At 63.8% G+C, this 26,650-nt stretch carries 22 protein-coding genes; 17 read left to right on the top strand and 5 right to left on the bottom strand.

The genetic code is table 11. The annotated features are described in order from the left end of the window. Positions 1-363: 363 nt before the first annotated feature. Entirely contained in the window at positions 364-1,620 is a 1,257-nt protein-coding gene (icd, locus tag P3T40_RS11965; RefSeq protein ID WP_429267895.1) for an NADP-dependent isocitrate dehydrogenase, read from the bottom strand. A 366-nt stretch (positions 1,621-1,986) separates the two neighbouring features. Between icd and P3T40_RS11960 the strand changes: the two genes are divergently transcribed. The 11 genes from P3T40_RS11960 to P3T40_RS11910 all read left to right on the top strand — a co-directional run bounded on the left by P3T40_RS11960 (position 1,987) and on the right by P3T40_RS11910 (position 14,940). After that, positions 1,987-2,556 carry a pseudouridine synthase gene (locus tag P3T40_RS11960; protein ID WP_429267894.1) on the top strand — a complete coding sequence of 190 codons (570 nt, stop codon included), beginning with the start codon at positions 1,987-1,989 and terminating at the stop codon, positions 2,554-2,556. Between the two features lie 383 nt (positions 2,557-2,939). Next, a complete protein-coding gene (locus tag P3T40_RS11955) occupies positions 2,940-3,140 on the top strand; it encodes a hypothetical protein (protein WP_429267893.1) in 201 nt (66 codons plus the stop codon). Between the two features lie 156 nt (positions 3,141-3,296). Beyond that, the gene (locus P3T40_RS11950) at positions 3,297-3,803 is read left to right on the top strand and encodes a DUF192 domain-containing protein (RefSeq protein ID WP_429267892.1); all 507 of its coding nucleotides are present in this window, start codon (positions 3,297-3,299) and stop codon (positions 3,801-3,803) included. Between the two features lie 309 nt (positions 3,804-4,112). Continuing rightward, on the top strand, positions 4,113-6,218 hold the full coding sequence (gene fusA, locus P3T40_RS11945; RefSeq protein ID WP_429267891.1) for an elongation factor G: 2,106 nt from the start codon (positions 4,113-4,115) through the stop codon (positions 6,216-6,218). Positions 6,219-6,393: 175 nt separating this feature from the next. Beyond that, positions 6,394-6,936, top strand: coding sequence for a cupin domain-containing protein (locus P3T40_RS11940; RefSeq protein WP_429267890.1), 543 nt, complete (start codon positions 6,394-6,396; stop codon positions 6,934-6,936). A gap of 259 nt (positions 6,937-7,195) precedes the next feature. Beyond that, a complete protein-coding gene (locus tag P3T40_RS11935; protein ID WP_429267889.1) occupies positions 7,196-8,860 on the top strand; it encodes an ABC transporter substrate-binding protein in 1,665 nt (554 codons plus the stop codon). Between the two features lie 28 nt (positions 8,861-8,888). Further along, entirely contained in the window at positions 8,889-9,899 is a 1,011-nt protein-coding gene (locus P3T40_RS11930; protein WP_429267888.1) for an ABC transporter permease, read from the top strand. Further along, positions 9,896-10,759: an ABC transporter permease gene (locus P3T40_RS11925; RefSeq protein ID WP_429267887.1), complete on the top strand. Its 864-nt coding sequence runs from the start codon at positions 9,896-9,898 to the stop codon at positions 10,757-10,759. Before P3T40_RS11930 ends, P3T40_RS11925 begins: the two co-directional genes overlap by 4 nt. Continuing rightward, entirely contained in the window at positions 10,756-12,861 is a 2,106-nt protein-coding gene (locus P3T40_RS11920; protein ID WP_429267886.1) for an ABC transporter ATP-binding protein, read from the top strand. The genes P3T40_RS11925 and P3T40_RS11920 overlap by 4 nt, the downstream gene beginning before the upstream one ends. 575 nt (positions 12,862-13,436) lie before the next feature. Beyond that, the gene (locus tag P3T40_RS11915) at positions 13,437-14,216 is read left to right on the top strand and encodes a hypothetical protein (protein WP_429267885.1); all 780 of its coding nucleotides are present in this window, start codon (positions 13,437-13,439) and stop codon (positions 14,214-14,216) included. Positions 14,217-14,475: 259 nt separating this feature from the next. Next, the gene (locus tag P3T40_RS11910) at positions 14,476-14,940 is read left to right on the top strand and encodes a hypothetical protein (RefSeq protein WP_429267884.1); all 465 of its coding nucleotides are present in this window, start codon (positions 14,476-14,478) and stop codon (positions 14,938-14,940) included. Between the two features lie 12 nt (positions 14,941-14,952). Here the strand turns inward: P3T40_RS11910 and P3T40_RS11905 are convergent, their stop codons facing one another. Continuing rightward, positions 14,953-15,798 carry an aldo/keto reductase gene (locus tag P3T40_RS11905; protein WP_429267883.1) on the bottom strand — a complete coding sequence of 282 codons (846 nt, stop codon included), beginning with the start codon at positions 15,796-15,798 and terminating at the stop codon, positions 14,953-14,955. Positions 15,799-15,956: 158 nt separating this feature from the next. Between P3T40_RS11905 and P3T40_RS11900 the strand changes: the two genes are divergently transcribed. Next, positions 15,957-16,703 (top strand): GntR family transcriptional regulator, encoded by a 747-nt coding sequence (locus P3T40_RS11900; RefSeq protein ID WP_429267882.1) that lies wholly within the window; start codon positions 15,957-15,959, stop codon positions 16,701-16,703. A gap of 94 nt (positions 16,704-16,797) precedes the next feature. On the opposite strand, the gene P3T40_RS11895 is transcribed toward P3T40_RS11900, so the two are convergent. Beyond that, positions 16,798-18,192, bottom strand: coding sequence for a CoA transferase (locus tag P3T40_RS11895; RefSeq protein WP_429267881.1), 1,395 nt, complete (start codon positions 18,190-18,192; stop codon positions 16,798-16,800). Positions 18,193-18,413: 221 nt separating this feature from the next. On the opposite strand from P3T40_RS11895, the gene P3T40_RS11890 reads away from it, so the two are divergent. After that, positions 18,414-19,658 carry a citrate synthase family protein gene (locus P3T40_RS11890; RefSeq protein WP_429267880.1) on the top strand — a complete coding sequence of 415 codons (1,245 nt, stop codon included), beginning with the start codon at positions 18,414-18,416 and terminating at the stop codon, positions 19,656-19,658. Between the two features lie 14 nt (positions 19,659-19,672). On the opposite strand, the gene P3T40_RS11885 is transcribed toward P3T40_RS11890, so the two are convergent. Next, positions 19,673-19,996, bottom strand: coding sequence for a DUF2917 domain-containing protein (locus P3T40_RS11885; RefSeq protein WP_429267879.1), 324 nt, complete (start codon positions 19,994-19,996; stop codon positions 19,673-19,675). A 185-nt stretch (positions 19,997-20,181) separates the two neighbouring features. On the opposite strand from P3T40_RS11885, the gene P3T40_RS11880 reads away from it, so the two are divergent. From P3T40_RS11880 to P3T40_RS11870, 3 genes are all read left to right on the top strand, one after another. After that, positions 20,182-21,594: a PLP-dependent aminotransferase family protein gene (locus tag P3T40_RS11880; protein WP_429267878.1), complete on the top strand. Its 1,413-nt coding sequence runs from the start codon at positions 20,182-20,184 to the stop codon at positions 21,592-21,594. 172 nt (positions 21,595-21,766) lie between these two features. Next, positions 21,767-23,227 (top strand): multidrug transporter subunit MdtD, encoded by a 1,461-nt coding sequence (mdtD, locus tag P3T40_RS11875; RefSeq protein ID WP_429267877.1) that lies wholly within the window; start codon positions 21,767-21,769, stop codon positions 23,225-23,227. A 262-nt stretch (positions 23,228-23,489) separates the two neighbouring features. Beyond that, positions 23,490-24,764: an EAL domain-containing protein gene (locus P3T40_RS11870; protein ID WP_429267938.1), complete on the top strand. Its 1,275-nt coding sequence runs from the start codon at positions 23,490-23,492 to the stop codon at positions 24,762-24,764. Here the strand turns inward: P3T40_RS11870 and P3T40_RS11865 are convergent. Further along, a complete protein-coding gene (locus P3T40_RS11865) occupies positions 24,720-25,730 on the bottom strand; it encodes a sigma-70 family RNA polymerase sigma factor (RefSeq protein WP_429267876.1) in 1,011 nt (336 codons plus the stop codon). The genes P3T40_RS11870 and P3T40_RS11865 overlap by 45 nt on opposite strands. 227 nt (positions 25,731-25,957) lie before the next feature. Here P3T40_RS11865 and clpP point away from each other — a divergent pair, with 227 nt between their 5' ends. After that, a complete protein-coding gene (gene clpP / locus P3T40_RS11860; RefSeq protein ID WP_429267875.1) occupies positions 25,958-26,605 on the top strand; it encodes an ATP-dependent Clp endopeptidase proteolytic subunit ClpP in 648 nt (215 codons plus the stop codon). The last annotated feature ends 45 nt before the right edge of the window (positions 26,606-26,650 follow it).

Raw genomic sequence — 26,650 nt, 5'->3', positions numbered from 1 at the left:
GGCCATTTATCAGGAGGCCTTTTCAAGATGACTGACAATGTTGTAGTCCGCCCTATCGGACTTGATACGATAAATTCAGAATAACGAATTATTTTTGTTTTCGTACAGCGTATTGAGACGCTGATCCTGAAGCAACAACTGAAGCCGGGCGACCGTTATCGGATATCCGAAGCACATTTGCGAGATACAAGAACGGACCCTCGGTGCGACAATTCGTCGCAAGCAACATACCGGCTGGAATCACGCGCATTAGCGCGCCCCACCGCCGGCCAGCACAACACCTGAGCCCAAAAACGCAAAACCCCGGCGACCATCAATCGACCGGGGTTTTTAATTCAGCCCGGGGCGGGCCGAACTTCACGCTCACATATTCTCGATCAGCACCTGACCAAAGCCCGAACACGAGACTTGCGTCGCGCCTTCCATCAGACGCGCGAAGTCGTAGGTGACGCGCTTTTGCAGAATCGACGCTTCCATCGACTTGATGATGATGTCCGCCGCTTCGGTCCAGCCGAGGTGACGCAGCATCATCTCTGCCGACAGAATTTCCGAGCCCGGATTCACATAGTCCTTGCCCGCGTATTTCGGCGCCGTGCCGTGGGTGGCTTCGAACATGGCCACCGAATCCGACAGGTTGGCGCCCGGTGCGATACCGATGCCGCCCACCTGCGCAGCCAGCGCATCCGAAATGTAGTCGCCGTTCAGGTTCAGCGTGGCGATCACGTCGTATTCAGCCGGACGCAGCAGGATCTGCTGCAGGAACGCGTCGGCAATGACGTCCTTGACGACGATGTCGCTACCCGTCTTCGGGTTCTTGAACTTCATCCACGGGCCGCCGTCCACCAGTTGCGCGCCGAATTCCTTCTGCGCCAGCGCATAGCCCCAGTCACGGAAAGCGCCTTCGGTGAACTTCATGATGTTGCCCTTGTGCACCAGCGTGAGCGAGCGGCGATCGTTGTCGATCGCATACTGCAGCGCCTTGCGCACCAGACGTTCCGTGCCTTCCTTCGACACCGGCTTGATGCCGATCGCCGACGTCTCGGGAAAGCGGATCTTCTTCACGCCCATTTCTTCGCGCAGGAACTTGATGACCTTCTTCGCCTGTTCCGAGCCTGCTTCCCATTCGATACCGGCGTAGATGTCTTCCGAGTTCTCGCGGAAGATCACCATGTTGGTCTTGTCCGGTTCACGCACCGGCGAGGGCACGCCCTTGAAGTACTGCACAGGGCGCAGGCAGACGTAGAGATCGAGCTCCTGGCGCAGCGCCACGTTCAGCGAACGGATGCCGCCGCCCACCGGGGTTGTCAGCGGCCCCTTGATCGAGACGACATATTCCTTCACCACCGCCAGCGTTTCTTCCGGCAGCCACACGTCCGGACCATAGACCTTGGTCGCCTTCTCGCCAGCAAAGACTTCCATCCAATGGATCTTCTTCTTGCCCGCGTAGGCTTTCTCGACCGCCGCGTCGACCACCTTGATCATGACCGGCGTGATGTCGGTACCCGTACCGTCACCTTCGATGTACGGAATGATCGGCTGGTCAGAAACGTTGAGCGAGTAGTCTGCGTTGACAGTAATCTTGTCTCCGCCCGTCGGAACCTTAATGTGCTGATACGGCATGATCGGACTCCAGTGATGGCTGTTCTGGTTGAAGCAGATGGGGACTGCGAAACCGGGCGCTCCTCGCTACGCGCAATGCCGAACGCCTGCGAGCGGTCGAGCGGTTATTCTAGCCCACGCTGAACCTCGCAGCGCCGGCAACCGGGCGCGGGTTTTGCGGGAGGGCAAAGCAATGGTGGCAGTATCTTGCCGCTTCGGGCAATCACATGCGCGTCTTATGTCTTATATAAGACATAAGATCTGCTGCGATGGATTATGCATTATTATCCCGCCGTTTGCCACAGAACTTGTCCAGCCGGGCGTCGAGCGGGTGCCAACCGGCGCCGGCTCAAGCGCCCATAAAGGCCGGTGTTCGCCGGATTCCGCATGCGCCTCCTTGCTCTCAATAAGCCGTTCGGCACCATCTGCCAGTTCTCACCGCACGAAACGCGCGCATCGCTGGCCGATTGGGTCAAGGTGCCCGGCGTCTACCCGGCCGGCCGCCTCGATTCGGATAGCGAAGGCCTGCTGCTGCTCACCGATGACGGCACGCTGCAGGCGCGCATCGCCGAACCGCGCCACAAGCTCGTCAAACGTTACTGGGCGCAGGTCGAAGGCGCACCGGATCACGCAGCAATCACGAGGCTCGCAAGCGGCGTCGATCTTGGCGACTATGTGACACGCCCGTGTCACGCGCAACTAATCGAACCACCCGAGACCCTGTGGCCGCGCAATCCGCCCATTCGATATCGTGCGGCGATCCCCACGGCATGGGTCGAACTGTTCATCACCGAAGGCAAGAACCGGCAGGTGCGCCGCATGACGGCGGCAGTCGGCTTCCCTACCCTGCGCCTCGTGCGCGTAGGCATCGGCGCGCTAGATATTTTTTCGCTGGGACTCGAACCGGGCGCCTCGCTCGAACTCTCTCCACGCGCACCGTGGGACGGTATCCGATGATGCTCAAGGTTTAAGCAAACGCCAGCTAAACCGTTGTATCCGCAAGCGTTTTTTATGCAGTGAATATTCATTGCCGCAATTCGCCAAGGGCCTTTGGCCTTTTCATAACGCCGGAATAAATATTCCCGAAAATTTACGTCAACCGCGTCGCAAGCTCACGCGTTATTCGACGCAGATGCCGCCCGAAGCTATCCGGCATTCAGCCTTGAGGGCCTTTGTACAAGCCGTTCTTGCGGTCAGTGCAGGGAGCCCGAGCGCTAGCAGACGCGTCACGAAAATTTGTTGATGCGGCTGTCAACCGAAAGGTGGATGGCACGTTTACCGACATGACTCATACATAACCGGGTCATTTGGTTAATTAACTAAAGCTGAGGATTCACAAAATGAACAAACTGATCGCCGCTCTGGTCGCTGGCCTCTTCGCAACGGCAGCATTCGCACAAGCTTCGGCACCGGTCGCAGCTTCGGCAGCTCCGATGGCAGCAGCTTCGTCGGCAAAGAAGACCACGAAGAAGGCAACGCACAAGAAGGCATCGAAGAAGAAGGCAGCAGCAGCTGCTGCAGCTTCGGGCGCTTCGGAGTAAGTTTGTCGTAAAAACGCAGTCAAGAACAAGCAGCACTTGCCGTTCTTACGGCGTTGAAAGGCAGATCACCGCAAGGCGATCTGCCTTTTTGTTTTTGACGTGCTCTGACGCGCTCGCGTAACATGCGCGGGTTAATTTCCTGCCTGGAGTCTTGCCGTGCGAATTTCCCTGCGCTCATTGTTTGCGCGTTTTGCGATTGCCGTTGCGTTGCCGTTGGCTGCCGCCTCGTTCACGCTTGCCCCTGTTCACAACGCCTACGCACAACAGATGCCGCCCGGCGCGAAGCAGCCCGGCGACTTCCCGCGCACCAAGCTGACGGTCGGCATGTTCGTCATCGACGCCGCCGTCGCCAGCACCGATGCGGATCGTGAGCAAGGTCTGATGTATCGCACGCAGCTCGCGCCGAACGAAGGCATGCTGTTCGTGTTCGGCGAGAACGCCGTGCACTGCTTCTGGATGAAGAATACGCTGATCCCGCTGTCGATCGCCTTCATGCGCGCCGACGGCACGATCACCGACATCGACGAAATGGATGCCGAGACGACCAACAACCATTGCCCGCGCAACAACGGTGTGTATGCGCTGGAAATGAGCAAGAACTGGTTCGAGTCGAAGGGCATCAAGCCGGGGATGGTGATGCAGGGGTTGCCGGCGGCGCAATAAGCGCGAGCGTGCGCCAGCGGTAAGCTATAGTGGTATGCGGTCGCCGGACCAGCGGCCACCGGCTTCCCGTCTTACAGTCCCCACATCCCGCGAAGCCGGTGCCCTCCCGAGGCCACCGGCTTTTTTGCACCTGCACACGCCGCTGCAACGCCCACTGGCTGGCCGTTACGCCCGCCTGGCAAGATTCCTGCAAAAGCGGGTGTCACGCGCTATGCTTATAGTCTTACAGCAGCACCGAGATCGTCCGGGCGGCGTCGCGCGCCGCGCGACGCCCGTCACCGGCGAGAGAAACACTCCAAGGAGGTTCACGTGCCCCGCAAGACTCCCATCGAGCGCTACCGGAACATCGGCATTAGCGCTCACATCGATGCCGGCAAAACTACCACCACCGAACGCATCCTGTTCTACACCGGCGTGACTCACAAGATCGGTGAAGTTCACGACGGTGCGGCGACGATGGACTGGATGGAGCAGGAGCAGGAGCGCGGCATCACGATCACATCGGCTGCCACGACCGCTTTCTGGAAAGGCATGGCCGGCAACTATCCGGAACACCGCATCAACATCATCGACACCCCGGGTCACGTCGACTTCACTATTGAAGTTGAGCGCTCGATGCGCGTGCTCGACGGCGCGTGCATGGTGTACGACTCGGTCGGCGGCGTGCAGCCGCAGTCCGAAACCGTATGGCGCCAGGCGAACAAGTACAAGGTGCCGCGCATCGCGTTCGTCAACAAGATGGACCGGGTCGGCGCCGACTTCTTCCGCGTGCAGCGGCAGATTGGCGACCGCCTGAAGGGCAACGCGGTACCGATCCAGATTCCGGTCGGCGCGGAAGATCATTTCCAGGGCGTGGTCGACCTCGTCAAGATGAAGGCGATCTACTGGGATGAAGAGAACCAGGGCATCAAGTTCGAGTATCGGGACATCCCGCCGGAACTCGCAGATACCGCGAAGGAATGGCACGACAAGATGGTCGAGGCCGCCGCTGAAGCGAGCGAGGAATTGCTCGACAAATATCTGGGCGGCGAAACGCTGACCGAAGAGGAAATCAAGCACGGCATCCGTGTGCGTACGATTGCCAACGAGATCGTGCCGATGCTATGCGGCAGCGCGTTCAAGAACAAGGGCGTGCAGGCGATGCTCGACGCGGTGATCGACTATCTGCCGTCGCCGCTGGACATTCCCGCGATCACCGGTCACGACGAGGACGATAACGAAATCGAGCGTCATCCGAAGGACGACGATCCTTTCTCCGCCCTTGCCTTCAAGATCATGACCGACCCGTTCGTCGGCCAGCTGATTTTCTTCCGCGTGTATTCGGGCGTGGTGAATTCGGGCGATACCGTCTACAACTCGGCCAAGGAAAAGAAGGAACGCCTCGGCCGGATCCTGCAGATGCATGCGAACGAGCGCAAGGAAATCAAGGAAGTCTACGCCGGTGACATTGCCGCGGCAGTCGGCCTGAAAGAAGCCACCACGGGCGACACGCTGTGCGATCCGAACCACATCATCATCCTTGAAAAGATGATCTTCCCGGAACCGGTGATTTCCCAGGCCGTCGAGCCGAAGACCAAGGTCGACCAGGAAAAGATGGGCATTGCGCTCAATCGCCTCGCCCAGGAAGATCCGTCGTTCCGCGTGCAGACCGACGAAGAATCCGGCCAGACCATCATCTCCGGGATGGGCGAGCTGCACCTGGAAATTCTGGTCGACCGAATGAAGCGCGAGTTCGGCGTGGAAGCCACGGTCGGCAAGCCGCAGGTTGCTTACCGCGAAACGGTGCGCAACAAGGTCGAGGATGTGGAAGGCAAGTTCGTCAAGCAATCGGGCGGCCGCGGTCAGTACGGTCACGCAGTGATCACGCTGGAGCCGGCGGCGCAAGGCAAGGGCTACGAATTTGTCGACGCCATCAAGGGCGGCGTGATTCCGCGCGAATACATCCCGGCGGTCGACAAGGGTATTGTGGAAACGCTGAAGGCCGGCGTGCTGGCGGGCTATCCGGTGGTCGACGTGAAGGTGACGCTGACCTTCGGTTCGTACCACGACGTCGATTCGAACGAAAACGCGTTCCGCATGGCCGGTTCGATCGCGTTCAAGGAAGCGATGCGCAAGGCCAAGCCGGTGCTGCTTGAGCCGATGATGGCCGTGGAGGTGGAAACGCCCGAAGACTTCATGGGTAACGTGATGGGCGACCTGTCGAGCCGTCGCGGACTCGTGCAAGGCATGGAGGACATCGCAGGTGGCGGCGGCAAGCTGGTGCGCGCCGAAGTGCCGCTCGCGGAGATGTTCGGCTATTCGACCTCGCTGCGTTCGGCAACTCAAGGCCGTGCGACCTACACGATGGAGTTCAAGCACTACGCTGAAACGCCGAACAACGTCGCCGAAGCCGTGATCAACGCGAAGCAGAAGTAAGCGCTGTAGGTTCGTGTGGAAGAAGCCCGTTCATGTGAGCGGGCTTTTTTTCGCCCGGACCATTTGCGCCGCGATCGTTTCCCACACGCCCACACGCTGCGCGCGCAATCCGTGAACATGCAAGAATGGCGACAGGCCCGCCTGGGATGCCCACCTTGGCCAAAGGAGACACGCCATGAGCCACGACCATCCGCACGACCACGACCACCCTCACGCTCATGAATCCGACGCTGCGCCCTCCGCCGCAAGCGCACCCATCGACTGGCGCGAGCACGGCGTCAAGGTCATCCGCGGCGACCAGCTCGACTCAAACACCGCGCAAACCCCCGGCATGAATCGCGCAGCCGCAATCAATGCGGCGCGCGTCGGTGCGCAGAAAATCTGGGCGGGCACGGTGACGATTCATCCGAATGCGAAGACCGGCGCGCATCATCACGGCGCGCTCGAAAGTGTGATCTACGTGGTACGTGGCCAGGCACGCATGCGCTGGGGTGAGCACCTCGAATTCACCGCGGAGGCCGGTCCCGGCGACTTCATTTTCGTGCCGCCCTACGTGCCGCACCAGGAAATCAACGCCAGCACCGACGACCCGCTCGAATGCGTGCTGGTGCGCAGCGACAACGAAGCGGTCGTGGTCAATCTGAACATCGACGCCGTCGAAGCACCGGAAACCGTGTATTGGGTCGATCCGATTCACAAGCATCCGCACGAGCACTAAGCCAACCGGTAAAGATGTCGTCGCCGCGGCGGTTCTTCTGCCGCTGCATCGGCAAGTGTTATACGGCGCCCGCAGGGCGTTGTCAGCGCGATACAGGTTGACCCCTTTAAGCGCGCCTCGCTGGCCCGTGGCCGCCGCAAACGTTCCGAATCGGTAGGCAATCGCTTACACTGAAACCGCTTTTCGCCATCGCAATACCGTCGCCCCTGCCGTGCGTCAGCCGCCCGGCACCAATCAGAACGGACTGGACACCCCATCGATGAAGACTTCCGCGGATCGACTCCTCGCGCTCGAAACTGCACGCCGCAGCGCCGATAACTACGGCAATCACGCGATCGACGAATTCCTCGCCGGCCGTCTGTCGCGCCGCGAGTTGCTGCGCTACGCAAGCGTCATTGGACTCTCGCTTGCCGGCGGCGGCCTGTTCGCCACGCCGCAAGCGCGCGCGCAGGGCGCAGCGGGCGGAGCCAACGCCACCATCCGCGTGGCCCATTTGACGCCCGCCGGCGCGATCGACCCGCTCACCGTCACCGACGCCGGCGGTCTCGCGCTGCTGGTTCAGACCGGCGAATTCCTGATCGACGACGACGGCGAACACCTGGTCCTGAAGCCGGCGCTCGCGCTGTCATGGAAGCCGAACGACAAGGGCGACGTCTGGACCTTCAAGCTGCGCCCGAACGTGAAGTTCAGCGACGGCCAGCCGTTCACGGCCAAAGACGTCGTTGCCACCTTCGACCGCCTCGCCGATCCGGCAAGCGGCTCGGCGGCGCTCTCCGTATTGAAGGGTGTGCTGTCCAAGGGCGGCACCCAGGCCGTGGACGATCACACGGTGGCATTCCATCTCGACGCGCCGAACGGCAACTTCCCATATTACGTTTCCTCGGACAATTACAACGCCATCCTGTTGCCAGCAAACTATGCGGGCAATTACGAAAAGAGCTTTATCGGCACCGGTCCGTTCAAGCTCGAGAAGTACACACCGAAGGTCGGCGCCTCGTTCGTACGCAATCCCGACTACTGGGGCGAAAAAGCGTTGCCACAACGCGTGCAGTTTTCGTTCTACGCCGACGAACAGGCGCAGATTCTCGCGCTGCAAGGACGTCAGGCTGACGTGATGGGCACGTTCACCGTGCAGGGCGGCGCGGGTCTCATGAACAACCCCGAGTTCAAGACGATAGCCGTGAAGTCGAGTGCGCATCGCCAGATCCACATGCGCAACGACGATCCGCTCTTCAAGGACAAGTGCGTGCGCCAGGCCATGGCGCTGTCACTGGATCGCGATGTGATCGTGCGTGGCCTGTTTCGTGGCAAGGCGCAACTCGGCAACGATAGCCCGTTCGCGCCGGTGTTTCCGTCGTCGGACGCGGGTGTGCCGCAACGCAAGATCGACGTTGCCAAAGCGAAGCAACTGCTCGCGCAGGCGGGAGTCGCCAACGGTTTCGACGTCACGCTCACCACTGAGAAGTACATGGAGATTCCCGATCTCGCCGTGGTCGTGCAGAACGCGGCGAAGGCAATCGGCGTGCGCATCAATCTGAAGGTGGAAAGCCAGTCGCTCTATTACGGCGCGGGCACGCCTGGCAAATCGGACTGGCTCGACTCACCGCTCGGCATCACTGACTACGGCCATCGTGGCGTGCCGAACGTGTTCCTGAACGCGCCGCTGACGAGCAACGGCACATGGAACGCCGCGCACTTCAAGAATCCTCAGTATGACCAACTGGTCGCGCAGTTCGTCGCGGCGATCGACATCGGCTCACAGCGCAAGCTGTCCGGTCAGATCCAGACGCTGCTGCTCGACGAGACGCCGATCATCATTCCGTTCTTCTACGATCAACTGATTGCGATGCGTTCGGGTGTCAACGGCATGCGCTTTACTGCGCTTGCGCAGTTGTATTTTGACCGCGTGACGCTCGCTGCCTGATTACGGCACCGTTCGCCACCCGCCCATCATGTCGACCGCGCTCACGCCCTCCACTCCTCGCGTTGCTTCCGGCAACGCGGGACGGGTCGCGCGTTTTCTCGCCACACGTCTTGCGCTGTCGCTGACCACGCTATGGCTGTTGTCGGTGATCGTGTTTGCGGGCGGCCAGTTGCTGCCCGGCGACATCGGCCGCTCGATTCTCGGACCGCTGGCCGATGCGCGCGCGGTCGCCGCACTCAATCATCAGCTCGGCGCGGACCGGCCGCTTCTGACGCAATACGTCGAGTGGATAACGCATTTCGTGCGCGGCGATATGGGGCTGTCCTACGCGTATCGTGAGCCGGTCGGGCCGTTCATCGCCGATGCGCTCGCCCACTCCGCAAAGCTCGGCCTGCTCGCGTTCATCGTCGTCGTACCTTTAGGTATTGCGGGCGGCGTGTGGGCCGCGATGCATGCGGGACGCTGGCTTGACCGCACGATCAGCATCGCCGGTTTGTCGGCGACCGTGGTGCCGGAATTCGTGTCGTCGATCGCGTTGATCCTGATCTTTGGCGTGTGGTTGCGCTGGTTGCCCATCGAAGCCACCTATCCGCCGGGCGCCGGTGCACTCGAACAACTGAAGCATCTGATCCTGCCGGTGCTGCCGCTCGTGCTGGTGTTCTTCGGCTATATCGCGCGCATGGCGCGGGCCGGCACCGTCGAAGCGCTCGACTCCGATTACACCCGCACCGCGATTCTCAAGGGCCTGCCGCAACACGTTGTGATCTGGCGACACGTGTTGCGCAATGCGCTGCTGCCCACCATCACCGTCGCCGCGACGCAGCTCGGCTACATGATCGGCGGCCTTGTCGTGGTGGAGACGCTGTTTCACTACCAGGGCATCGGCTCGCTGATTTACAACGCCGCCAAAGCAAAGGACTTTCCGATGCTCGAAGCGGGCGTGCTGACGATTGGTGTCGTGTATACGGTGGCCAATCTCGTCGCCGACGCCTTGCAGGTGCTGCTCAATCCACGCCTGCGCGTAAGGAGCGGCGAATGAGCACGATTATCCCGGCCACGCCTGTCGCGCGAGAACCGCGCTTCGACCAGTTGCGCGTGCTGCTGCGCTCGCCGACCTTCGTGGTCGGTGTGGTGATCGTCGTCTGGTGGGTCGCCTGCGCGATTGCCGGACGGTGGATCGCGCCGCAAGATGCCTATGCGTCCGACCCGCTCAATTCGCTGATGCCGCCCGATCATGCGCACTGGTTCGGCACCGATCAGCTCGGCCGCGACGTGTTCTCGCGCGTGATTGTCGGCGCGCGCGACATCCTCACCATTGCGCCGCTCGCCACGCTGCTCGGTACCTTGGCGGGCACCGCGCTTGGCCTCGTCGTGGGTTACTTCGAGGGCTGGGTCGACAACGTGGTCGGACGCGCCATCGACGCGGTGCTGGCGCTGCCCCTCGTGATCGTCGCGCTGCTGGCGTTGGCCGCAGTCGGTGCGTCGAACTTCACAGTCATCCTCGTAATCGGCATCACCTTCACGCCAATCACCGCGCGCACGGTACGCGCCGCGGTGTTCGCCGAACGCCATCTCGACTACGTTGCCGCGGCTCAACTACGCGGCGAACGGGCGCCGTACATCATGTTTGTGGAGATCCTGCCGAACGTGCTGCCGCCGATCATCGTCGAAGCTACCGTGCGCCTCGGTTACGCGATCTTCGCGGTGGCGACGCTGTCGTTTCTCGGCTTCGGCATCCAGCCACCTTCCGCCGACTGGGGTCTGGCGTTGTCCGAGTCGTACACGCTAATGGCGGGCGGTGCGTGGTGGACCGTCGTCTTCGACGCGGTAGCAATCGCTTCGCTGGTGGTCGGCGTGAACCTGATCGCCGACAGTGTACAAGGCGTACTAGACCGATGAACGGCCCGCCGCCCGCCTCGTTTCCCGCCTTCGACGTCTCGAAGAGCGAACGCACGGACGCCCTGACCGTCGTCGGCCTGACGGTCACCTACCGGATTCGCGGACGCGATCGCGAAGTCCTGCACGACATCTCATTGCGCGTGCGACGCGGCGAGGCCTATGGACTCGTGGGCGAATCCGGTTGCGGCAAGTCGACCATGGCAATGGCGACGCTGCGCTACCTGCCGCGCAACGGCAAGGTGAAAGCAGGCAAAATCCTGATCGCCGGACAGGACGTGCAGGCGCTCGATGCCGACGCGTTGCGCACCATGCGCGCCACCGCGATCTCGATGGTCTACCAGGATCCGGGGCGGGCGCTGAATCCGTCCATGACGATTGCGCGCCAGGTCGCCGAGGCCTTCGAGGCGGCCGGCGCCACCCGCAGCGACGCGCTCACGCGCACGCTCGAGATGCTGCGGCGCGTTCGAATCGCGGCGCCTGAACGGGTGATGGACAGTTATCCTCATCAATTGTCCGGCGGCATGCAGCAGCGTGTGGTCATTGCAATGGCGCTGGCCTCCAACCCCGCCCTGCTGATTCTCGATGAGCCCACCACCGGCCTCGATGCCACGGTCGAAGCCGAAGTGCTGGACCTCGTCGCACAACTGCGCAAGGAACTCGGCACGGCGGTGCTGTTCATCAGCCACAACCTCGCGGTGATCGGGCGCATGTGCGAACGCGTAGGCGTGCTGTATGCGGGCAAGCTGGTCGAAGAAGGCGCCACGCAAGACGTCTTTGCGCGGCCGCGTCATCCGTACACCGTCGGGCTGCTGCGCTGTTTGCCGACCTCCGGGCGCAGCAAGACGCTTGAGCGGCTCGACACGATAGCAGGTCAACTGCCCGCCCCCGGCTCGATCACGCAAGGCTGCATCTATGCGGACCGCTGCCGTCTTGCCGACGACCGCTGCCGCCGCGATGCGCCGCCGCCGCACCGGGTCGCTGCGGCACACGGCGATCAGATGTCGCGCTGCCACTATCACGAACGTGCGATGGAATTGCCGCGCGCAACCGCCGACACGCCCTCGCCACGCGCCAGCGTCGGCGACGCCGCGCCCGCGCAGGCCGCCGCCCCGGGCACACTCGTGCTGCGTGCCGAGCGGGTCTCGAAGACCTTCCACGTCTCAGGCGTCGCACTGAAGGCGGTCGACGACGTCTCGCTCGATCTCGCCACCGGCGAGACCTTGGGCCTCGTCGGCGAATCGGGCAGCGGCAAGACGACGCTCGCCAAGCTGATGCTCGGCCTGCTCTCACCCGACGCAGGCAGTATCCTCGAACTCGACGGCATGCCCCTGCCGGCACGCGTCACAAGGCGCAACGACGAGCAGGTCAAGTCGCTGCAGATCGTGTTCCAGAATCCCGACTCGGCGCTCAACCGGTCGCACTCGGTGAAGCGCCTGATCGGCCGGGCGCTGTCGCGGCTCGCCGCGTTGCGCGGCGCCGCGCAGGATGAACGGCTCGCCGCGCTCACTGCGGCAGTGCGCCTGCCGAATCGCTATCTGGGCGCACGCACACGGCAATTGTCGGGCGGCCTCAAGCAGCGCGTCGCGATTGCGCGCGCGTTTGCGGGCGAACCGCGGGTGGTGGTCTGCGACGAGCCCACTTCCGCACTCGACGTCTCGGTGCAGGCGTCGATCCTCAACCTGCTCGCCGATCTGCAGCGCGAGCGTGGCACGAGCTACGTGTTCATCTCACACGATCTGCACGTGGTGCGCTACTTGTCCGATCGCATTGCCGTGCTCTACCTGGGACGCCTGCTCGAGATAGGGCCGGCCGCCGCCGTTTTCGACGGACCACATCACCCCTATACCGAAGCGCTGCTGTCCTCGGCCCCCGCGCTCGACGCCGCTCCGCACGGCGAACGGATCCGCCTGTCCGGCGAAGTGCCGAGCGCGGCCGCACCGCCTTCGGGCTGCGTGTTCCATACACGCTGTCCGCGCAAGCTCGGTGCTGTCTGCGAACAGCAGGACCCACCCTTCATCGATGCCGGTGACGGGCACAGGATCCGCTGCCACATCCCCATTCAGGACCTGCGCACACTGCAATGCGCGCCGCGCAACGCGTAGCGCGGCGACCGGCGGTACGCGCGGTGCCACGTGCGGCGCGACGATCCTCGCTACGACTGCCGCTGGTTTAACAAAAGAATTCGGGTGCGTTTCACGTCCGAAACGTTTTCCGTCAATTCGCCCCGCTCCGCGCCGCACCCACCACAAAGAGGCCACATCGGACGGGCCTCAGCGGGCAATGGCATGGATATCGCTACAGAACGAGCGGTATCCGGCCCGCGATGAACGATCCAGTCGCGTGCGCGAACCGTCGCGCTGAGCGCCATCCGAACGGATCAGATCAGCGCCGCGGCACCCCGCGCACGGTCGACATCGCGCGCGGCAAACGACTGGTCGACTGGCGTTTGCCGGACTGCGCGAGGGGAGGGGGAGTCAATCACGCGAGCCGGAACCACCAACGATCGGCAGAACGGTGACAGCGTTCCGCGCACATCGCGTGCGTTATGTAGTGGCACGCGGCGCGCAAAGCGAACGAAGGACGCGATGAGGCCCGCAACGCGACAGGCCATTCGCGGACGACACAGCTTGCGAGACGGCGGCGAACGAGCAGCTGACGCCTCCTCGGGAGAGAAGCAATGAAAACCAGAAGATTAAATCAGTACTGCTACGGGATTGCCAGGGGAGTGGCGGTATTGGCCGCTGGCGCGTGGTTGCTTGCTTCTCATGCGGCGTACGCGGACTCGTCCGATAACGGCGTGAAGCTGGTGGTTGCAGCGGGCGCTCCGTTGTCCGCCGGTGGCGCGGCCTCCGCGACCCAACTCGATCAGGACGATCCTTCCGCGACGGGCGAAGCGGCCTATGCAGCCACCATGGCTGATGATGTCGCAACGATCTTCTCGGTTGAGCAATGTCATGCCACCGAGTCTGGAAGCTGCACGCCTCACCCACGTGGCGGCGCAAGTTCAGGCGCTGCGAGTGCGGGAGCAAACGCCGGTGTGGGCAGCTCAGGGTCGAACGCTGGTGCGGCTAGTGCCGGCAGCGGTCCAAGTGGCAGCAGTAAGGGCGGTGGTAGCGGTCCTAGCGGTGGTGGTCCTAGCGGTGGTGGTCCTAGCGGTGGCGGCCCTAGCGGCGGTGGTCCTAGCGGTGGCGGCCCTGGCGGTGGTGGCCCTGGCGGTGGCGGTCCGGGCGGCGGTCCGGGCGGCGGTCCGGGCGGTGGTTTCGGCGGCGGGTTTGGCGGTGGCATGGGCAGCGGCTGCGGTTGCGGCAGCGGTCCTGGTGGTGGCTTTGGTAGCGGTCCTGGCGGTGGCTTCGGTGGCGGTCCTGGCGGCTTTGGCGGCGGTTTCGGCAGCGGCGGTCACGGAGGCAAGGGTGGAAGCGGCAATGGCGGTGGTCACGGCGGCGGTAACGGACATTAGATCCACGGGAACGGCGCCCCCGAGCCGTTCCTCTCCGCACGCCGTGCTTCGTCGCGGCAGCCCCTCCCGGCAAGAGCAGGCGGTGGCGTCTCGATCCCCCGGTCGAACGTCACCGCCCGGGCCGGGACAGATGGCGATCAGTAACCTCAGCAACGTACATCCAGATTGACGCAAGCCGGATGCATCCCAAACCGGCTGGAACCAAACAGCGACAATCCCCTCATATCAGATTCAACGTTCGATATGAGGGCAACACAACATGCGATCAAATGTCCCCCGCACCGCAGCGCGAGCAGCCACCGGGCTGCTGATGGCAGCAGCACTCGGCTTCGCCGCACTGGCACACGCGCAGACGGCCGACCAGCCGGCACAACAAGCCGCGCAACAGCAGGCCGCCCCTCCCGTCGATCCGTCCTTTTCCGCCTGGTCGCTGATGCAGGTCTGCAAGCAGAAAGCCGATAACGTGGCGGAGGCGCAATGCGTCGGCGCGGTACGCGGCATCATCCACGGCTATCAATACGGCGTGCTGTTCCTCGGTCAGCGCGCCTCGCTGCCGGCCAACGAAACCCAGCGCGTGTCCTTGTGTCTGCGTAATGTGCCGGTCTCGTCGATCGTCGATGACTTCGTCGGCGACGCTGCTCAGGTCAGCGAAGATTCGCTCAAGCGCACGCCCGCCGAAGTCGCGGTGCTCGGCTCCGTCCATCTGCATCACGCCTGCACCTGAGCGCGGTCCGCATCAGAGCATCTCGAGTGGCCGCTTGCTGCGCGGCGGCCTGAAGTAAGTGTCGATAGTCGCGCGCTCATCATCACTCAGTTGAAGATCCAGCGCGCGATGATTGTCGCGCACATGCTCGACGCGACCTGCTTTCGGAATCGCGAACACGCCTGGCTGCCGCAGCACCCACGCCAGCGCCACCTGAAACACCGAGACGCCACGCGCATCGGCAATATCGTCGAGCGGCGAGCGCTTCGGTAGGCGCGCGTGATCCACCGGGCTATACGCCATGGCAGGCATGTCCCGTTCGGCGAGCCATGGCAAGAGATCGAACTCCGGACCACGCCGCGCGACGTTATAGAGAATCTGATTGGTCGCACACGCGTCGCCGCCTGGCACGGAGATCAACTCCTCCATATCGTCGGTGTCGAAGTTGCTGACGCCCCAATGGCGGATTTTGCCCGCCCGCCGCAAGGCCTCGAAGCCTGCGACCGTCTCTTCCAGCGGCACCGAACCGCGCCAGTGCAGCAGATACAGGTCGAGCCGGTCAGTCTTCAGGCGTTTGAGGCTCTGCTCGCAGGCGGCCTGCACTCCGCGCCGGCTGGCATTGTGCGGATAGACTTTGCTGACAAGGAAAACGCGCTCGCGCAGTCCAGCAAGGGCTTCGCCGAGCAGGGATTCGGTCGCGCCGTCGCCGTACATTTCGGCGGTATCGATGAGCGTCATGCCGAGTTCGACGCCGGCGCGCAACGCCGCGATCTCCGTGGCGCGGCGCGCGGGCTGCTCACCCATCTCCCAGGTGCCCTGGCCGAGCGTCGGAATACGCTCGCCGTCGGGCAAGCTCACAGTGGCGATGGCGGTCGTCATGGTTTCTCCTTTGAGGTGCGAATGGCCGTGGCCAATAACCGATTGCCTCTCCAGTTTATCCGCTCGCGAATTGTCAAATCGGCCCCCAGGCAAAAGCCCGCTATAACACCGCGCGCCAATGTCATAGAATTGCCGCTTGCCCTTCTTGCGTCTGCCACATGAACTCTGCCTCGGAAGACCGCTGGCGCGACCTGCGTCCGGACCCGGAAAACGATACGCCGCTTTATCTGCAACTCGCTCGCAAGCTCGGCAACGCGATTCATGAAAACCGCTGGAACGCAGGCGAGGCGCTGCCGTCCGAACGCGTGCTGTCGGACGCGCTCGGCGTTTCGCGGATCACCGCGCGCAAGGCGATCGCCCTACTCGTCGAACAGGGTTTGATCCGCCGGACCCAGGGAGCGGGCAGCTTTATCACGCCGCGCTATGAAGACCCCCTCTCGCGCCTGTCGAGCTTCAGCGAAATGCTGCGGCGGCGCGGCTTCAGTCCAAGTTCGCAATGGATCTCGCGCGAGATCGTGCCCGCCAATCGCGATGAAGTCATTCAACTCGGCTTGTCGCCGGCGGCCGCGGTGACCCGACTGCGGCGCCTGCGTCTTGCCGACGGCATCGTGATGGCGGTCGAGAACTCGACCTTCCCGGCCGCGGTGATTCCCGATCCGCAGGCGATCGGCGATTCGCTGTACAGCTACCTCGAGCAGCGTGGCCTCGGGATCGTGCGCGCGTTGCAGCATTTCCGCGCCGTCAATGCGAGCGACGAGATTGCGCAGCAGATGAGCATTGCGCCGAACGAGGCACTGTTGCTGATCACGCGTGTCGGCTATACCGCCGAGCAGCGCGCAATCGAATTGACCGACACCTATTGCCGCAACGACTACTACGATTTCGTTGCTGAGTTACGCAAGTAGTTCGCCCGGTCATCGGGCACGCCGCGCAGGGGGCTCAGGCAACTGCTGATTCGAAGCCTCGCAGCGCGGCCCTGCTCCTGCATACCGGCCGTGATCACTCGGCCCAGGCGGCCGCGTCAGTGCCGATCGGCACGGGTGGCCGGCTGTAGAACGCGGGCGTCTCCGTCAGACGTTCCGCGGGCAAGGTCCCGCGAATCCGCCCGAACGGCGAATCGACGGTTTCCATGCAATCCTGCACGTCCTCGGACGTGACCTCGGGCCAGCGCCAACCGTCCTCGATCTGCCCCATCGATTGCAGCCAGCGCCCCGTCTGCGCCAACGACACGCGCACGTGCCAGCTACCGCCTTCGGTGGCCCGGCGCGCCAGTGCGACCATCGCACCGAATGCCGCGAGATAGCCGGTGGCGTGATCGAGTGCCTGACACGGCAGATGCTTCGGCTCGTCACTCTGCGCCGCGCGGCTCTCGGTCCACGCAATGCCGCTCGCGGACTGCACCAGACTGTCGAAGCCACGGCGCTGTGCCCACGGCCCGGTGTGCCCATACGCAGAAATGGACACGTAGACGATTCCGGGGCGAATCTGGGCCAGCGCCTCCGGTGAGAAACCGCGCGCGGCGAGCGCACCCGGACGGTAGGCCTGCAGGAAGATATCGGCGTCGCCCACCAGCCCGCGCAACTGCTCGCACTCCGCGGCGTCTCGCAGATCGAGCGTCGCCGAGCGCTTGCCGCGGCCGTTATCGATCACGAGCGGCGCGATATTCGGCAGATGCGGGCCATTGATCATCAGCACCTGCGCACCGTGCTGCGCGAGCGCACGCCCGGCCACCGGCCCTGCAATGATCCGCGACAGGTCCAGTACCCTCACGCCGGCCAGCGGCCGATCGGCGCCGCCGCGCCCGGCGGGTTCGGGCGGCGCGGCGTCGATTCGGATGATTTCGAACAGCGGCAGATTGGCAATCGCCCGCGCCTGCTCGAGCGCCGCCCATTCGCGCGGCGAGCGGATCAGCGCCGCGCACAGACCCGCATCGGCGAGAGTCTGATCGAGCACCGCGCCGTCCCAGCCGCGAATCGCCTCGGCCACGGCCACACGGTCGTTGGCGCAACCCAGCACCTTCAGGATGCCCGCCAGATGATGCGGGAAATTGGTGTGCAACTGAATCCAGCGGCCATCGCGTGTCGCGTAGAAGCCCATCACAGGATCGCGCAAGGCCGGCGGCGGCCCGTCGTTCACGCGCAGATAGCGCTCGCTGCGAAACGCCGCCAGCGCGCGCCGCATCTCCACCTCGACGCGTTGCCGGCAACCGGTACGCAGCCGAAAGCATTCGGCGGCAGCGAGGCCCGTCGCAGCGATCGTGGCGGTGGCGAGCGTGCCGACACGGTAGATCGAAGGCAGGCCCGGATCCTCGCCGGTCAGCGAAACGGCGTCGAGAGCGGCGGAATCGCATCCGGCCGCGGTCCAGAGATGATCGAGTGCGAGCTGAGGTGTCATGGCAATTCGCAAAGTTTCGCAACGAAGGTGAAGAGAGTCCGGGCATCCGTGGATCGGCTGCGTCTTGCACGGTATCCACCGCCAACGGAAGGACAGCAAAACTGGGACCGCCCGGCTGTTGTCTTGCCAAGCCAGTCTAGAATTCCAACCGCTCCCAATCAATCTTGATTAAGATAATCAATATATATTGATTTCTCCGGTTTTCTCGCGCGCTTATATCCATGTCGACCCATCTCACCGCCACCGAAGCGGCCTCCCTGCTCGGCATCAGCGTGCCGACGCTCTATGCCTATGTGAGCCGCGGCATGCTGCATTCGTCGCCGGATGCGCACGGCAAGCACCGGCTGTATGACGCGGCCGAAGTGCGGCGGCTCGCGCGCCGCAAGGCAGACGGCAAGCGCGCCGGCAAGGTGGCGCAGAAGGTGCTCGACTGGGGCGTACCGGTGCTCGAATCGTCCATTACGCTGATCGCCGACGGCCGTCTGCTCTATCGCGGCCACGACGCGGTTGAACTGGCGCGCACGGCATCGCTCGAGGAAGTGGCGACGCTGTTATGGGAATGCAGCCCGCGACGCCTGACTGAGGCGGCGCCGTCGCCGCTTGGCGCGGCGCAATGGTCCGCATGGCTCAAGCTGTGGAGCGACAGCGCGCCGCTCGACCGGGCGCTCGTGCTGCTGCCCGCCGCCGCAGCGCAAATGCCGCGCGTCTGGGCGCAAGGCCGCGATGCACAACTCGATACGGCCTGCGCGGTGATGCGTCTGCTGGCGGCGGCGCTGATCTCGGCAGCGCCATCGAACGAGCCACTGCACCGGCAACTTGCTGCCGCATGGGGCATCCGCAACCGGCAGCAAATGGGCGTGTTGCGCGCAGCGCTGGTCGCCTGCGCGGATCATGAACTGAACGCGTCGACCTTCACGGTCCGCTGCATTACGTCGACGGGAACCCATCTGTTTGGCGCCGTGGTGGGCGGTCTCGCGGCGTTATCGGGCCCGCGTCATGGCGGCGAATCGATCCGCGCCGCCGCCGTGCTCGACGAAGCCGCCCGCGCGCCTGATCTCGACCGCTATCTGGCAACCCGTCTCAACTCCGGTGAGGATGGCATCTACGGCGCGGTGCTGTCCGGCTTCGGACATCCGCTGTACCCAAACGGCGATCCACGTGCGCGCGTCTTGCTGGATTTGCTGACGGAATGTGCGCCGGCGCGCTCGGCGATTGCGGAGGTGCACGCACTGGCCCGCTCAGTGCGCGAGACGACCGGCACGGAGCCGAATCTGGACTACGCGCTGGCCTCCATTGAACGCGTGCTGGGCTTGCCCGCAGGCGCCGCGTTTACGCTGTTCGCGGTCGGCCGGGTGGTGGGCTGGATCGCGCATGCGATGGAACAGAGCGCGGACGGCCGCTTGATCCGGCCGCGCGCACGCTACATTGGGGAGTACGAAGCTCCGCCGTCCTTACCCGTCAAATAAGCATCAGATAAGCGTCAGATGGTCTGCAGCCAACGCGGCACCAGGTTCCGGACGGACGACTGCCCCACACCCTTTGCAGAAGGGTGAACCCGCGCGCCGTGCGTGTCGCTCCCGAAAGCAAGGGCGAGCCTTGCGCCGCCCGGCCCCGCGCTCACCCACGCCCGCTCGCCGCGGTTCAGCTCGAACGTCTCGCCCGCGGACAGCCAGTAATCGCGCAGGTCGCCCTGCACCGTCAGCCAGACCTCGCCCGCCATCACCTGCAGAGTGAGCGCCTGCGTGACACGCCATGCGGCGGCCGGCTCGCCATGATCGAGTTCGAAAGTACGGATTTCACGCATCGCATTGCTCCTTTGAACGGCTTTACTGGTTGACTCATTATTGCCGTGCGATCATGTAAACCCCATGCACAGTTACGAACAGTTTCTGCGAAACTGTGCAGTCGAAAAACCTGACAGTTGCCCGCACCGCGATTCCCAGGCGTAGCCCAGAGGCGCGGTTGGCAGGCCTTTTAGGCGGAGACCTCATGAAACTCGATATCGAACTCAACCGCGAAAACGGCGTGCCGTTGACCGAGCAGATCGTCACCGGCGTGACCTCCTGGATCCGCTCGCGCGCTGCCCATCCGGGCGCCAAGCTGCCGTCGATCCGCCAGTTCTCCGCCGACTACGGTGTGAGCCGCTTCCCGGTGATCGAGGCGTACGACCGGCTGGTCTCGCTCGGCTACCTCGATTCGCGCCACGGCTCGGGATTTTTCGTTGCCGAGCGGCATCGCAGCCTGAACGGTGCTCAAGGCACTTCGGACCCGCGCCGGGCCGAAGAAGAAGCGGTCCACATCCTGCAGCAGTTCAACCACCCTGGAGAGACGCTCAAGCTCGGCAGCGGCTTTATCCCGGAAGCATGGCGCGACATGGACGGCCTCGGTCAAGCAATCCGCCACGTGTCGCGGGCGGACCCCGCGAGCCTTGTCGACTATACGACGCCGTACGGCAACCCGATCCTGCGCGAACACCTGCAAAGCCGCCTCGCGCAACTCGGCATCGAGGCCGACGCATCGCAGATCCTCATCACCAATGGCGCGAGCCAGGGGCTCGACCTGCTGATGCGCTACATGCTCAAAGCGGGCGACACGATGTTTGTCGAAGATCCCGGCTACTACAACCTGTTTGGTCTCCTGAAGCTGCACGGCGTGAAGCTGGTGGGCATTCCACGGACCCGCAACGGCCCGGATCTCGAAGTGCTGCAGGCTCAATTGCGCCTGCACCGGCCGAAGCTGTTCTTCATCAACACGCCGTTTCACAACCCGACCGGCACGATCGTCTCGCCGCCCGTCGCGTTCCGGCTGCTGCAACTCGCCCGCGAACACAACTTCAAGATCATCGAAGACGACATCTATGCCGACTTCCAGACCGAGCTCACCGACCGCCTTGCGACCCTCGACCAGCTCGAACACGTGATCTATGTCGGCGGTTTGTCGAAGACGCTGTCGTCGTCTCTGCGGATCGGCATCGTGGTCGCCGACCACGCGACCATCAAGGATCTGGCCGACATCAAGATGCTGACGAGCATCGGCGGATCGCGCTTTGCAGAAGCCGTTGCCGTGGCCATGCTCGAGCGCGGCACCTACCGCAAGTACCTGGAGCGGCTGCGCCGGCGCATGCGCGATGCCCTCGGTGCGACCGTCCAGGCACTCGAAGCGAGCGGCTGGGAGGTGTTCGAAACGCCGCTCGGCGGCAAGTTCGTGTGGGCGCGCGTGCCGCATATCGAGGACTCGGCGCGGCTCGTCGAATGCGGGGTACCGCTCGGCGTCACTGTCGCACCGGGCAGCTATTTCCGGCCTAACGCCGAAGTCAGCCCGTGGATCCGCATCAACGTCGCGTATGCCGGCGATCCGCGAGCACAGGCGTTCTTCGAGGCGGCGGCGAAGCTCGCCCCGTGAGAGCCCTGTCAGCGCAACATCGCCGGTACACCGCTCGCTCTCACAAGCCAACGCGCGACGTCGCACAACGCAAGGCAAGCCTTGGGCGTGAAAACCACACTGCACAGCCACGGGGATTTCCCTAGAATGTGGACTCCCCAGCCCGTCCGGTGCGCGTGAGCAGCCGCCCTCCATGTCCAATCCGCCGACCGACGCATCAACACCCGCCTCCACCACCGCCCAGCCCACTGCACGCTCACTCACCGTGATGCTGTGGATCGTCGCCACCGGCTTTTTCATGCAGACGCTCGACTCGACCATCGTCAATACGGCGCTGCCGGCGATGGCGACGAGTCTCGGCGAACTGCCGCTTCGCATGCAATCGGTGGTGATTGCCTACTCGCTGACGATGGCGGTGATGATTCCAGTGTCCGGCTGGCTCGCGGATAAACTCGGCACGCGCAAGGTGTTCTTCAGCGCGATCCTGGTGTTCACAATCGGCTCGCTGCTGTGCGCAAACTCGCACACGCTCACCCAGCTAGTGCTGTATCGCGTAATGCAGGGTGTGGGCGGAGCCATGCTGCTGCCGGTCGGGCGACTCGCCGTCCTGCGGACCTTCCCAGCCGAACGTTATCTGCCCGCCCTGGCGTTCGTCGCCATTCCTGGCCTGATCGGACCGCTGATCGGCCCAACGCTCGGCGGCTGGCTCGTCAAGATCGCCTCGTGGCACTGGATCTTTCTGATCAACGTGCCGGTGGGCATCATCGGCTGCATTGCGACCTTCATCTTCATGCGGGACAGCCGCGACCCCGACACGGCGAGGTTCGACCTCAAAGGCTATGTGTTGCTGGTGATAGGCATGGTGGCGATCTCATTTGCGCTCGACGGCCGCACTGAGCTCGGCATCCAGCAAGCCACCGTGCTCGTGCTGCTGATTCTGAGTCTCGCCTGCTTCGTCGCGTATGGACTGCACGCGGTGCGCGAGCCGCACCCGCTGTTCTCGCTCGATCTGTTCAAGATCAATACGTTTAGCGTCGGTCTGCTCGGCAATCTGTTCGCGCGCATCGGCAGCGGCGCGATGCCCTATCTGATTCCGCTGCTGCTGCAGGTGAGCCTCGGATACAGCGCCTTCGAAGCCGGACTGATGATGCTGCCGGTGGCCGCGGCCGGCATGACCTCCAAACGTCTGGCGACCAGGTTGATCACGAAATACGGCTATCGCAGCGTGCTGGTGACCAACACGGTGCTGGTCGGCCTCGCCATGGCCAGCTTCTCACTGACGAGTGCGGGCCAGCCGCTCTGGCTGCGGCTCGTGCAACTCGCGTTCTTCGGCGGCGTGAACTCGATGCAGTTCACCGCAATGAACACGCTCACGCTGAAAGATCTCGGCACGGGCGGCGCGAGCAGCGGCAACAGCCTGTTTTCGCTGGTGCAGATGCTCTCGATGAGCCTCGGCGTCACCGTTGCAGGCGCTTTGCTGACGACCTTCACCGGGCTGATCCACAAGGTGACGGAAGCCAATTCGCTGCCCGCATTCCATGCGACCTTCCTGTGCGTTGGGATCATCACGGCCTGCTCGGCGTGGATCTTCGCGCAACTGTCGGCGGATATCCGCACCACGGCGAAGAAAACCGATCCATCCGAACGGACCTGAAACCTGCAGCTGGTATAAGTCGCTACAGCACTGTTCAGAAATCCCAGCACCCCTGCCGCACCGCCCGTCCGACCCGCAACAGGGCGCACGGCGCACCACGTCTGTGCGCCGCGTGGCCGCAGCGCGCATCCCGGCGCACAATGAGCGGTTGACAACGCGCGAAGCACGATTCCGGCGCGCGCACGGTTCTTGCTCGTCTATCCTGTAAACTTGCGCTTATGCGTGCCAGCTACTACGCCACCCTTCAAAAGACTGACACATGATGAGCATGATCGAACTCGATCCTCCCGGCTTCCAGCCACCGCGCCCGATGGCGGGCGACGAAGGCTCCCGGCGCACCGTCCTGTACGGCGGCTACACGGTGTTCAGCGTGTTTCAGCCGGTGTTTTCCGTTTCACACCGGCGCGCGATCGGTTATCACGCCTCGCTGCGTGCCCATGACGAACATGCTCTGCAGGTGCCGTCGCACGAGGTGTTCACCCAGGCCGCACGGCGCGGCGACCTGCTGGAACTCGGGCGGCTTGCGGAATCGCTGCATCTGGGCAACTTCAATGCGTTCGACAGCCACGACGAATGGCTTTTCCTGAGCCTGCATCCCGCGGCACTGATGGACACCAGCTACGGCGACGCCCTGCTCGCCGGGCTGAAGGCGCTTGGTTTGCCGCCGCAACGGGTGGTTCTGGAGGTATCGGAGCAGGCGGGCGGCGAAACCACGCGCTTTGCGGAGATCGTCGACGCGCTGCGCAAATCGGGCTTCCTGATCGCGCTGGACGGTTTCGGCGCCAAGCATTCGAACATCGACCGGGTCTGGAACCTGCGGCCCGATATCGTCACGCTCGACCGCTGCATTCTGGCGCAGGCGAGCGAGCACTCGCATATCGAACGCGTACTGCCCGGACTCGTCTCGCTGCTGCACGAGTCAGGGCAACTGGTGCTGATGGGCGGCCTGTCGACCGAGCGCGACGCGCTGATCGCACTCGAATGCAACGTGGATTTCGTGCAGGGTGCGTATTTCGCCGGACCGAGCGTGGAGCCGGTGAAGCCGCAAGCGGCCGCGGGTTTGATGGATGCGTTGTCAGCCGCGCTGCGCGAGCGCGTCGCTGCGCGCGAACGCACACAGGCCACCCGGCTCGCTCCCTATGTGAAGGCGCTCGAGACCGCCAGCGCGCAACTGATGGCTGGCGAGTCGGTCGCCCACGCCACCGCGCCGCTGCTCTCGCTTGGCGAAACGGCACGCTGTTTCGTACTGGACGGCTCCGGCCGGCAGATCGGCGACAACGTGCTGCCGCCCGGACGCGCGTCGCAACGCGCCAAGCGGTTTCGCCCGTTGCTGCATTCGGAAGGGGCGAGTTGGGAGCGTCGGCCGTATTTCATCGGAGCCATGCGCACGCCGGGCCAGGTGCATGTGACACCGCCCTATCTGTCGATCAACGAGGCGCACCTGTGCGTGACCGCATCGATTGCGGCGCAGACGCCGCATGGCATGCAGGTGCTATGCGTCGACATCAACTGGGAAGTCGCCGCACACCGTAACTGAGGTGCGTCGCGCGAGCCGCGTGCGGTTGCAGAAACGGATTGCGCTTAACAGACGCACGACGGCGGGTAAACCGAAGCGGCTCCGCGCGGCCTGCAGATGGGCGGCACGCGTAACGATGCGCAACGCCACGATCTGGCCACCTCTCGTCGACACGTCGAGCAGCGCGGCGATTTCTCCCTCCTTCAGCAACGCGATGCCCACCGCGCCGTCGATCGAAAGAAGTTCGGCGTGCGTGGCGTTGGCCGCGTTGGCCGCGTACGTTGCCTCGCCGACCAGCGACGTCGCCGTCTCCACCCAGGCCGCCGCTGCCACCACCGGTTCATTCGCGCGTACTGGCGTGTCGCTGACAATCTCCAGCGCGTCGCTAAAGAGACTCAGCAACCCCGCCCGATCCTGCGTCTCCAGCGCCGCGCGCAGACGTTCCACGAGCCGTGCATGCGCCACCGGATCGGGCCGCTGTAACGGCGCGCCCTCGCGTTGCAAACGCGTTTTCGCGCGGTGCACGATCTGCCGGCAAGCGGCAGGTGTGCGTTCGAGGATCCGGGCAATCTCCGCGTAGTCGCAATCGAAGGCTTCGTGCAACACGAAGGCCGCCCGTTCATCGGGCTTGAGGCGCTCGAGCAGCAGCATCAGTCCGTACGACATCTCCGCGGAACGCAGCGCCAGCTCTTCCGCCGACGGCGCCAGTTCGTCGAGCCACGGCTCCGGCAACCAGCCGGCGGAGAGCGAATTGCGCTCCAGTTGCAGATGACGCAGCCGGTCGATGGCGAGGCGCGCCGTGATCGTGGTCAGCCATGCCACCGGCGTGCGCACTTCGCGGGTGTCGGCGAGATGCCATTTGAGCCAGACGTCCTGCACCACGTCTTCGGCTTCCGCGCGGCTGCCCAGCATGCGGTACGCCAGCGCAACGAGTCTCGCGCGGGCGGCCTCGAAGGCGGATGCCTTGTCGATTCCCTGTTCCGTCATTCGTGATGCTCCCAGAAACGTGAAGAACGCCGCGCTTGCCACGATCGAGACAGGCGCCGCAACCCGCATCCTCTGTGTGTAGACGTTTGAACACCGCCCGATGTGACAGGCCGGCGCAAAAATTTTTCTGTCACACCGCGACGCGCGCTTTCGTCATGTGGACAGACACTCGCGCCTGCAGCGACAGCGCCGGGTTGTCCACTCATCCAACATCAAACGAGGCGCGCATGCACTCCAGTTACCCTTCATTCTCCGGCCTCGGCCTCGTACCCACCGTCATCGAACAGTCCGGGCGCGGCGAGCGCGCCTACGACATCTATTCGCGGCTGCTGCGTGAACGCATCGTGTTTCTGGTCGGCCCGGTGAACGAGCAGTCCGCGAGCCTGATCGTCGCGCAGTTGCTGTTTCTCGAATCCGAGAATCCCGACAAGGACATTTCTTTTTATATTAACTCGCCGGGCGGCTCGGTCTACGACGGCCTCGCGATCTACGACACCATGCAGTTCATCAAACCGGAAGTGTCGACGCTCTGCACGGGCTTTGCCGCCAGCATGGGGACGTTTCTGCTGACCGCAGGCCAGCGCGGCAAACGCTACGCATTACCGAATGCGCGGATCATGATTCACCAGCCCTCGGGCGGCAGCCAGGGCACCGCCGCCGATGTAGAGATCCAGGCGCGCGAGGTCCTGTACCAGCGCGAGCGCCTGAACGCGATGATGGCGGAACATACCGGGCGCAGCGTCGAGGAAATCGTCAAGGACACCGATCGCGACAACTTCATGTCGGCGGCCGATGCGAAGACCTATGGCCTGATCGACGATGTGTTGCTGACCCGCGAAGCGGCGGGTGTTGATGCGAGACGCAATATGATGTGAGTGGGTGGCGCCGCCACATGCAGCCTGTGGGACCGGGCCCGGCGG

Origin of the sequence: Paraburkholderia sp. EB58, assembly GCF_050436665.1 — a bacterium.
Lineage (GTDB): Bacteria > Pseudomonadota > Gammaproteobacteria > Burkholderiales > Burkholderiaceae > Paraburkholderia.
Note: the sequence above shows the minus strand (reverse complement) of the source record. Positions and strands in the feature narration are given on the sequence as shown.

Excerpts from the sequence above, each read along its gene's own strand:
- P3T40_RS11870 (WP_429267938.1), top strand. The coding sequence starts at position 23,490 with ATGAGCATGATCGAACTCGATCCTCCCGGCTTCCAGCCACCGCGCCCG.
- P3T40_RS11900 (WP_429267882.1), top strand. The coding sequence starts at position 15,957 with ATGAACTCTGCCTCGGAAGACCGCTGGCGCGACCTGCGTCCGGACCCG.
- clpP (WP_429267875.1), top strand. The coding sequence starts at position 25,958 with ATGCACTCCAGTTACCCTTCATTCTCCGGCCTCGGCCTCGTACCCACC.
- P3T40_RS11890 (WP_429267880.1), top strand. The coding sequence starts at position 18,414 with ATGTCGACCCATCTCACCGCCACCGAAGCGGCCTCCCTGCTCGGCATC.
- P3T40_RS11930 (WP_429267888.1), top strand. The coding sequence starts at position 8,889 with ATGTCGACCGCGCTCACGCCCTCCACTCCTCGCGTTGCTTCCGGCAAC.
- P3T40_RS11920 (WP_429267886.1), top strand. The coding sequence starts at position 10,756 with ATGAACGGCCCGCCGCCCGCCTCGTTTCCCGCCTTCGACGTCTCGAAG.
- P3T40_RS11925 (WP_429267887.1), top strand. The coding sequence starts at position 9,896 with ATGAGCACGATTATCCCGGCCACGCCTGTCGCGCGAGAACCGCGCTTC.
- P3T40_RS11895 (WP_429267881.1), bottom strand. The coding sequence starts at position 18,192 with ATGACACCTCAGCTCGCACTCGATCATCTCTGGACCGCGGCCGGATGC.
- P3T40_RS11910 (WP_429267884.1), top strand. The coding sequence starts at position 14,476 with ATGCGATCAAATGTCCCCCGCACCGCAGCGCGAGCAGCCACCGGGCTG.
- P3T40_RS11940 (WP_429267890.1), top strand. The coding sequence starts at position 6,394 with ATGAGCCACGACCATCCGCACGACCACGACCACCCTCACGCTCATGAA.
- P3T40_RS11905 (WP_429267883.1), bottom strand. The coding sequence starts at position 15,798 with ATGACGACCGCCATCGCCACTGTGAGCTTGCCCGACGGCGAGCGTATT.
- P3T40_RS11885 (WP_429267879.1), bottom strand. The coding sequence starts at position 19,996 with ATGCGTGAAATCCGTACTTTCGAACTCGATCATGGCGAGCCGGCCGCC.
- P3T40_RS11915 (WP_429267885.1), top strand. The coding sequence starts at position 13,437 with ATGAAAACCAGAAGATTAAATCAGTACTGCTACGGGATTGCCAGGGGA.
- P3T40_RS11935 (WP_429267889.1), top strand. The coding sequence starts at position 7,196 with ATGAAGACTTCCGCGGATCGACTCCTCGCGCTCGAAACTGCACGCCGC.
- P3T40_RS11880 (WP_429267878.1), top strand. The coding sequence starts at position 20,182 with ATGAAACTCGATATCGAACTCAACCGCGAAAACGGCGTGCCGTTGACC.
- P3T40_RS11865 (WP_429267876.1), bottom strand. The coding sequence starts at position 25,730 with ATGACGGAACAGGGAATCGACAAGGCATCCGCCTTCGAGGCCGCCCGC.
- icd (WP_429267895.1), bottom strand. The coding sequence starts at position 1,620 with ATGCCGTATCAGCACATTAAGGTTCCGACGGGCGGAGACAAGATTACT.
- P3T40_RS11960 (WP_429267894.1), top strand. The coding sequence starts at position 1,987 with ATGCGCCTCCTTGCTCTCAATAAGCCGTTCGGCACCATCTGCCAGTTC.
- mdtD (WP_429267877.1), top strand. The coding sequence starts at position 21,767 with ATGTCCAATCCGCCGACCGACGCATCAACACCCGCCTCCACCACCGCC.
- P3T40_RS11955 (WP_429267893.1), top strand. The coding sequence starts at position 2,940 with ATGAACAAACTGATCGCCGCTCTGGTCGCTGGCCTCTTCGCAACGGCA.